General features: G+C 68.9%; 9 protein-coding genes. All 9 read right to left on the reverse strand.

Annotated elements, in window-relative coordinates:
- The coding region (locus AC1DYI_RS22830; RefSeq protein ID WP_477206426.1) for an NTP transferase domain-containing protein at positions 1-217 on the reverse strand (217 nt) is incomplete at its 3' end.
- Between the two features lie 4 nt (positions 218-221).
- Complete coding sequence (locus AC1DYI_RS22835; RefSeq protein ID WP_477206427.1) at positions 222-848, reverse strand: TorD/DmsD family molecular chaperone; 627 nt, start codon at positions 846-848, stop codon at positions 222-224.
- Positions 849-852: 4 nt separating this feature from the next.
- On the reverse strand, positions 853-3,018 hold the full coding sequence (locus AC1DYI_RS22840; protein WP_477206428.1) for a 4Fe-4S binding protein: 2,166 nt from the start codon (positions 3,016-3,018) through the stop codon (positions 853-855).
- The gene (locus AC1DYI_RS22845; protein WP_477206429.1) at positions 2,924-3,511 is read right to left on the reverse strand and encodes a DUF3306 domain-containing protein; all 588 of its coding nucleotides are present in this window, start codon (positions 3,509-3,511) and stop codon (positions 2,924-2,926) included. The genes AC1DYI_RS22840 and AC1DYI_RS22845 overlap by 95 nt, the downstream gene beginning before the upstream one ends.
- Positions 3,508-4,041, reverse strand: a complete 534-nt coding sequence (locus tag AC1DYI_RS22850) for a DUF3305 domain-containing protein (protein ID WP_477206430.1) — start codon at positions 4,039-4,041, stop codon at positions 3,508-3,510. The genes AC1DYI_RS22845 and AC1DYI_RS22850 overlap by 4 nt, the downstream gene beginning before the upstream one ends.
- 11 nt (positions 4,042-4,052) lie before the next feature.
- Positions 4,053-4,943 (reverse strand): formate dehydrogenase accessory sulfurtransferase FdhD, encoded by an 891-nt coding sequence (locus AC1DYI_RS22855; protein ID WP_477206431.1) that lies wholly within the window; start codon positions 4,941-4,943, stop codon positions 4,053-4,055.
- A gap of 10 nt (positions 4,944-4,953) precedes the next feature.
- A complete protein-coding gene (locus AC1DYI_RS22860; protein ID WP_477206432.1) occupies positions 4,954-5,355 on the reverse strand; it encodes a hypothetical protein in 402 nt (133 codons plus the stop codon).
- Positions 5,352-6,476: a formate dehydrogenase subunit gamma gene (locus AC1DYI_RS22865; protein ID WP_477206433.1), complete on the reverse strand. Its 1,125-nt coding sequence runs from the start codon at positions 6,474-6,476 to the stop codon at positions 5,352-5,354. The genes AC1DYI_RS22860 and AC1DYI_RS22865 overlap by 4 nt, the downstream gene beginning before the upstream one ends.
- A gap of 19 nt (positions 6,477-6,495) precedes the next feature.
- A complete protein-coding gene (locus tag AC1DYI_RS22870; protein WP_477206434.1) occupies positions 6,496-6,807 on the reverse strand; it encodes a hypothetical protein in 312 nt (103 codons plus the stop codon).
- Positions 6,808-6,897: the final 90 nt, after the last annotated feature.

The raw sequence follows: 6,897 nt of genomic DNA on the forward strand, positions 1-6,897 counted from the left end.
CGTCGGGCCAGACCGGCGAGCCCATAGATTCGTAGGCTGCCAGGTTGCGGTTGGCGTTGACCATCGTCGGCCCCACCTGCGGCGCCAGGCGCAGCAGCGTGTGCAGGGCCAGCGGCATGCCGAGGTGGTTCTGCAGGCCTTTGTCGGCGCCACCCATGCGGCTGCCGCGACCGCCGGCGAGCACCAGGCCGGTGATGTCTTGCTTGGCTATCGTCATGCCGCTATTCAAGCATGTCGAAGGCCTGCGCTTCCACCTGCATGAAGGAGCGGGTCGGTGCGGCAACAGCACGCCAGATGGCCGCGGCCGGTTGCGCGTCGACCGCGTCGCAAAGTCGCTCGACCCAGGGCTGCAGGTGCGCGCGGAAGAAGCGGCGCTGCTGCTCTAGCGTGCAGACGAGTGCGTCGTCGCCGGCGATCAGGTAGCGCATGACCTCGAAGCCATAGGCGATATGGTCTTCGGTTTCGCCGCGGTCGGTGTCGCGCGTCAGGCCAAGCGCGGCTAGGTCGCTGCGCAGCGCGGCCAGCGGCTTCTCGTTCAGGAAACCACTCAGGTAGTACGAGCCGTAGAGAAAGACTTCGGGCTTGCCGACGCCGCCGAAGAGAGTGTCGTACTCGGCCGCCGCCTGTTGCGCGGTGGTCGTGCGCATGGCCGCTACCAGATCATGCCAAGGCGCTTCCAGGTAGCCGCCCGGTACCGGCGCTTCGGTGACGGCGACGCGGAACTGCGCCAGCAGCGCTTCGTCTGGCGGCGCCAGCCACAGCCGCGCGAGAAGGCCGTACAGCTCGGCGCGGGCCAGCTCTTCGCCCTGATCTCGGCTTGCAAAGTGCAGCGCGCTGGTTTCGGTCATCGGTCTAAAGATCCGTGATGCGGACTTCGCTGGGGTTGGTGTGGATGTCGATGACGCGGCAGTCGCCGCACATCTTCAGCCGCTCGGCGGCCGCGCCCTGGAAGGCGGAATGGCCGGCCAGCTTGGTGACCATCATCTCGATCGCGCGCAGCGTGCCGAAGGGCTTGCCGCAGCGCACGCAGGCAAAGGGTTGGGCTTCGTTCAGCACCCGGGCAGACTTGCGCGCGCGGCCCTCGTCGGCGAGCCACAGCCGCGGCTGCAGCGTGATCGCCTGCTCGGGGCAGGTGCTGGCGCACAGGCCGCACTGCACGCAGTTYTTTTCGATGAACTTCAGCTGCGGSCGGTCGGGGTTGTCGGCCAGCGCGTTCTCGGGGCAGGCGCCGACGCAGGCCAGGCACAGCGTGCAGCGCTCGGCATCGACCAGCAGCGAGCCGTAGGGCGAACCGGATGCCGGCAGAGCGATCTCTTCGGGCACCGGTGCGGGGGCTTGCTGGCGCAGGTGGTCGAGCGTGAGTTCGAGCGTCGAGCGCTTGTCGGCCTGGGCGGCGAATGTGGCGGCTTTGGCAACGACCTGCGCCGGCGCGCTTCGCAGCGCGGTGTCGAGCGACTGCGGATCGCGAACGTCGATCAAGCGCAGATGCTCGCCGCGGTAGCCAAGACCGGTGAGGATGGCCTGGCCGACGGCCACCTGCTCAGCCAGTGCGCGCCGGTAGTCGGGCGCCTCCTCGTCGGTCAGCAGCACCCAGACCTGCGACGCGCCTTGCGCGATCGCGGCCAGCCACAGGTCCAGCCCGACGCTGGCGGTGTGCCACAACGGCACCGGGATCACGCGCGCCGGTACGCCGTGCAGCGCACGGTCGGTGCGCGCCGCGCGGCCGAGTGCGTCGATCAAGCGCTGGCCGGCTTCTTCGCTGTGCAGCAGCAGTGCCGCGTCGCGGCCACCTGCGCGCGCATAAGTGGCGATCAGTGTTTGCAGCCGCTTGCCCTGGTCGGCCGGGTTCGGTGCCGCGTGGGTCAGCGCGCCACTTGGACAAACGGTCGCGCAAGCGCCGCAGCCCACGCACAGGTGCGGCTCGACGACGATGCCACCGGCCGGCTGCAGGTCGTTCTTCGAGCGGCCCTTCGCCGATGCATCGCTGCGGATGGCCTGGGCCGAGCAGACATCAATGCAGGCGGTGCAGCCGATCTGCTCGTTGCGGCTGTGTGCGCAAAGGCGATGCTGGTAGCGAAAGAAGCGTGGCTTGTCGAACTCGCCGACCAGCTCACGCAGTTGCAGCACCGCCTCGAACAGCCGGCGCTCATCTGCACCGGCGTGGAAGTAGCCTTGCGGCGGCTGATGCATCGTGAAGGTCGGCTCGGGCTGCAGGTCGAGCACCAAGTCGAAGTGCTCATGGTGGGCGACCGGTTCGCGCTGAAAGTCGATCGCGCCGGCGGCTTCGCAGACACGTACGCAATCGCGATGGCTCTTGCACAGCGTGAGGTCGACCTGGTAGCTGAGGTCGATCGCGTTTTCAGGGCAGACGTCGACACAGGCGTTGCAGCGGGTGCACAGATCGAGGTCGATCGGGTTGTCGCTTTCCCACGCGGCCTCGAAAGCGCCGAGCCAGCCGCTGAGTCGGGTCAGGCGGCCGTTGTGTACTGCGTGCTTGTGGGCCTGCGGCAACTCACCACTTGGCGCTGTGACCAGCAGGCTGATGTCGAGTCCCTCGCCCAACAGGGTGGCGGCGCGGCTCGCCGCGGTGGCATCGCCGACGACCAGCGTGCGACCGGCCGACCGGTAGCCGACGGTGCCCACAGGCTCGGGCAACGGCAACTGCGCCGCGGCCAGCAGCGCGGCGATCTTCGGCGTGGCCTGCGCCGCGTCACGGCCCCAGCCGCCGGTCTCGCGGATGTTGACGAAGCGGATCGGCCGCTCAGTGATCGACGGCGCACCGGCGGTCTCTTCGTTCAACGCAGCGAAGAGCCTGCTTTCCTGTGTGCAGGCGATGACCAGCGTCTCGCCTTCGTCGATGGCCGCACGCTGGAACGCCGCGGCCTCGCGCCGGCACAGCACGCTGTGGGTGTGTTGCAGGCCGTCAGGGCTGGCGCCCGGCGTCGCCGCCAGCGCTTGGCTCAGGGCCTGGGCATCCAGCGGCATTGTCCGGTTGCAGTCGCAGATCAGGGTCTTCATCGGTGGCGGCCGCGGCAGAAGAAGAGGCCCCGGGGACGGGGGATGAGGTGGGGGCGGGCTCGGCTTCGGTGTCGCTGACAAGGCCCAGAAAACGCGCCTGGGCCATCTGCGCCAGCACGCTGGCGGGCAGCGGGTCGGCGCGGCCGAAGTCCTCGATGTAGGTGTCCAGCCCGTCCATCAGGTTGAAGTGCGGATCGGCGAAGAGTTTCTTCAACGCGGCGTTCTTGACCCCCGGCTCGACGCCGCGCGCAACGAAGCGGCTGAAGTCGGACGCTGGCGTCAGCGTGGCCACTTCGTCCATCGTCGGCAACGCGTCTGCGCTGGGCGGCTGCGGCTGCGGCTCGGCGATGGCTGTTGGTGCGGGCGCGATCGGCGGCGTCGTGTCGGCAACCACGGGCACCGCTGGCGGGTCTTCCACCAATGGCCCACCCTGGCGCGCTTGCACCTTGCGCTGCGACCAGCGGGCCAGGAAGCCGCTGTCGTCGGCGCTCATCGGCGGCCCCCGCGTTGCTCGGGCGACAGGAAGGACGCAGGTCGCTGGCGTCGCTTTGGCTCGGGTTGGTAGTGCGCGTCGGTGTAGGCCTGCAGCAGCGCCACCAGCTCGGCCGGCAGCGGCCAGTTGTCGACGCGCTCTTGCGCATCCAGCAGGCGGCCCGCTTCGTGGTACGACAGCGTGACGCGCTCGGGCCAGGCGCGTGACGGGTCTTCATCGTCGACGCGCCACATCACGAACCAGACCGGCGCGCCGCTCGTGAGGTTGAGGTGGTAGCCCTCGGCTTCGTCCGGGTGCAGCAACACCTCGAAGCCGGTGAAGGCCCACAGCGCGTGGCGGCCATCGTCGCGCAGCACGCGCGGCAACTGCGATGCTTCAGACGACCCGAGATGCCCATCGTCCAGCTCGACGCCAACGAGCTTGTAGCGCCAGTCTTCCCAGCGGTTGGGTTGTGTCTCGCGCTCCATCAGCACCGCGGCGCGCAACGTGACCACGCGCTCGATCGGTGGCGAGTCGAGGGCGATGTCCATGGTGGGCTCGACTATTGAGCCGATGACACCACCCGCACCGGTGCCGGCTCGGGCAGCGGCTCCGAATCGAAGCGCTCGAAGCCGGTGTAGCAAAGGAAGTGCTTGTTCGCAGCGCGGCCGAACAGCGTCATGCCCAGTCGCGTGGCCAGTTCATGGCCCATCTGCGTGACGCCGTTGCGCGAGACGACGATCGRCACGCTCATGTGGGCGGCCTTCATCACCATCTCGCTGGTCAGGCGGCCGGTGGTGTAGAAGCACTTGTCTTCGCCAGTCACGCCGTTCAGCCACATCCAGCCGGCGATGGTGTCGATCGCGTTGTGGCGGCCGACGTCCTCGACGAACATCAGCATCTCGCCGCCGCGGAACAGCGCGCAGCCGTGCACCGAACCGGCCTTGCGGTGGATGCTGTCCTGCTGGCGCATCGTCTCGAGCATCGCGGCGAGTGTGGATTGGCGGATGCGCGCGCGCTCGGGCGGTGGCAGCGTCAGGCCGGCCACATCGTTCATCAGGTCGCCGAACACAGTGCCTTGGCCGCAACCGGTGGTGACGGTGCGGCGAGAGGTTTTGGCGGCCAGGTCCGGCAGGCCGTGGCGGGTGTAGACAGCAGCGGCGCCGACTTCCCAGTCGACCGTGATCGACTCGACCTCGTCCATKCGGTTGACCAGGCGCTGGTTGCGCAGGTAACCCAGCACCAGCAACTCGGGCGCAGCGCCCAATGTCATCAGCGTGACCAGCTCGCGCTTGTCGACGAACAAAGTCAACGGCCGCTCGGCGGGGATGTGGATGTGGCGACGTGCGCCGTACTCGTCGAGGATCTCGATCTCGCGCAGCAGCGGCTGCCGCGCTTCGGTCATGCGGGGTGCGCGATTCAGGTCAGCCGGTGCAGCTTGGGGCCGTGTCATGCGGACGAGCTTACTTCTTCGGGTTGGCCTGCGCATCCGGCTTGTTGGTGCTCGGCGGCTCGGCGGCCGTCTTGGGCGGCGAGTGGGCGCCCGAGGCTTCAAGTGGCGGTTTGGCTTCGCTGGGTGCCACGTAGGCGAACTGGCCCGGGTCGGTGCAGGCGGGTGTGGCCACCGGCGCCGATGCCGCCTTGCCGGCCGCTTTGGCCTCGGCAAAGTAGGCTGCTGCCACCTTGTCCATCGACTTGCAGAGTTGGTAGTTCGCGACGTTGGTGGTCCAGGTCGTCTTGGCCGCGGCCTCGTCGGCCTTGGCCTTGGCCTCCGGGCTGGGGGCGGGCAGCTTGGCCACGCTGGAGACGGCCACCAGCGTCAACAGCAGCAAGACGATCGTCAGGCCCAGCGTGTGGTGTTTCATCGCGAAACTCCTTCAGGCAATGCGCGTGGCGGTGGCGCCTGCGACGCCGAGCGCTGCGCCGGGATCTCGCCGGCGCGGATGTCTTCGAGCCACAGCGCATGGTGTTCGGCCGCCCAGGCCTCGTCGACATAGCCATCGCGCATCGCGCGGTAGGCTCCCCGCATGCCGATGGTGCCGATGTAGATGTGGCCGCAGAGCAAGGCCATCATCAGCACCGCCGCGCTGATGTGGACCATGTGGGCGATCTGCATGTCGCCGCGCAGGTAGGCCAGCCCCGGCAGCAGCTTGTCCATCACCAGGCCCGAGGCGACGACGATGCTGCCGAGCAATAGCGCGCCGCCCCAGAACACCAGCTTCTCGCCGGCATTGAAGCGGTGCGACGGCACCTCGTGGCCGCCCAGCATGCCGCCACCGCGCAACAGCCAGGTGAGGTCGCCGCGCTGTGGCAGGTTGTCGCGCACGAAGGTCAGCAGCACGATGACCAGCGACACCGCGAACAGCGGCCCGACCAGGTTGTGCACCGTCTTCAGTGCATAGGTCAGCCAGCCGAAGAGCGCACTGCCGATCAGCGGCAACAGCAGGAACTTGCCGAAGGCCATCACCAGGCCGGACACCGCGAGCGTGACGAACGCGATGGCGTTGGACCAGTGGGCCGCGCGTTCGAACGGCGTGAAGCGCTCGATCGCGCCGCCGGTGTTCTCTGCGTGGCCGAGCGGCCCCTTGCGCCAGTAGAACAGCGCGATCGCCAGCACGACGATGAACAGCAGCGCGCCGCCGTAGGGGACAAGCCATTGGTTGCGCACCTGGCGCCAGGCCTCGCCGGCGTTGGTGAAGCGCGAGCCGGGGTACTGCACGAAGGGTTGCACCAGCGTGCCTTTTTCGGCGCCGGGCAACGTGCTGGTGCCGCCGGTCTCCTTGACTGCGCGCCACATCGGCGCGTTGTTGCCGGGTTGGCTTTTCGCGCGCTGGGCGTTGCTGTCGCCGGGCTGCGGCTCGGGGCCGGCGACGAAGCCGGTTGGTGCTGCCCCAGACGCCGCCGGCGCCGCGGTGGTCTGGGCCCAGCCAGCGCTTGCAGCGGCCAGGGCCAGCCCGAACGAGACAGTGCAGATCAGGCGACGCATGGCGGTGCCTCCTCGCGCGTCAAGGCGCCTTGGCCGGTGCCGCCGCGGGTGCGACGGCCACCGGTGGTGCGGCAGTGGCTGCTGGCGTGGCCGAGGTGATGCGCGCGTATTCGTTCTGGCCTTGCGTGCGGCCGCGGATTTGGGTCTGCCAGCTTGTGTCGTCACCGGCCGTCCAGCCGTTGGCCATGTAGGCCTTGTCGGCGGTCACCGCACCGCTCGATGCCTTGGCGTCGGCCTTCTTCAGCCGCGCCGCCTCGCCCTGCGAATGCTCGCTGCAGGCGGGCAGCAACACGGCGGCGGCGACCACCAGTGGCCAGGCCGGGCGTTTCATGACTTGGTCCCTTCGGCGGCGGTGGTCGATGCCGGCGCAGACGGTGCGCCTTGCGTCGGCTTGCCATAGGCCGTGCCCCAGCCCCAGACC

The organism is Ideonella sp. P3_A4, from assembly GCF_056403075.1.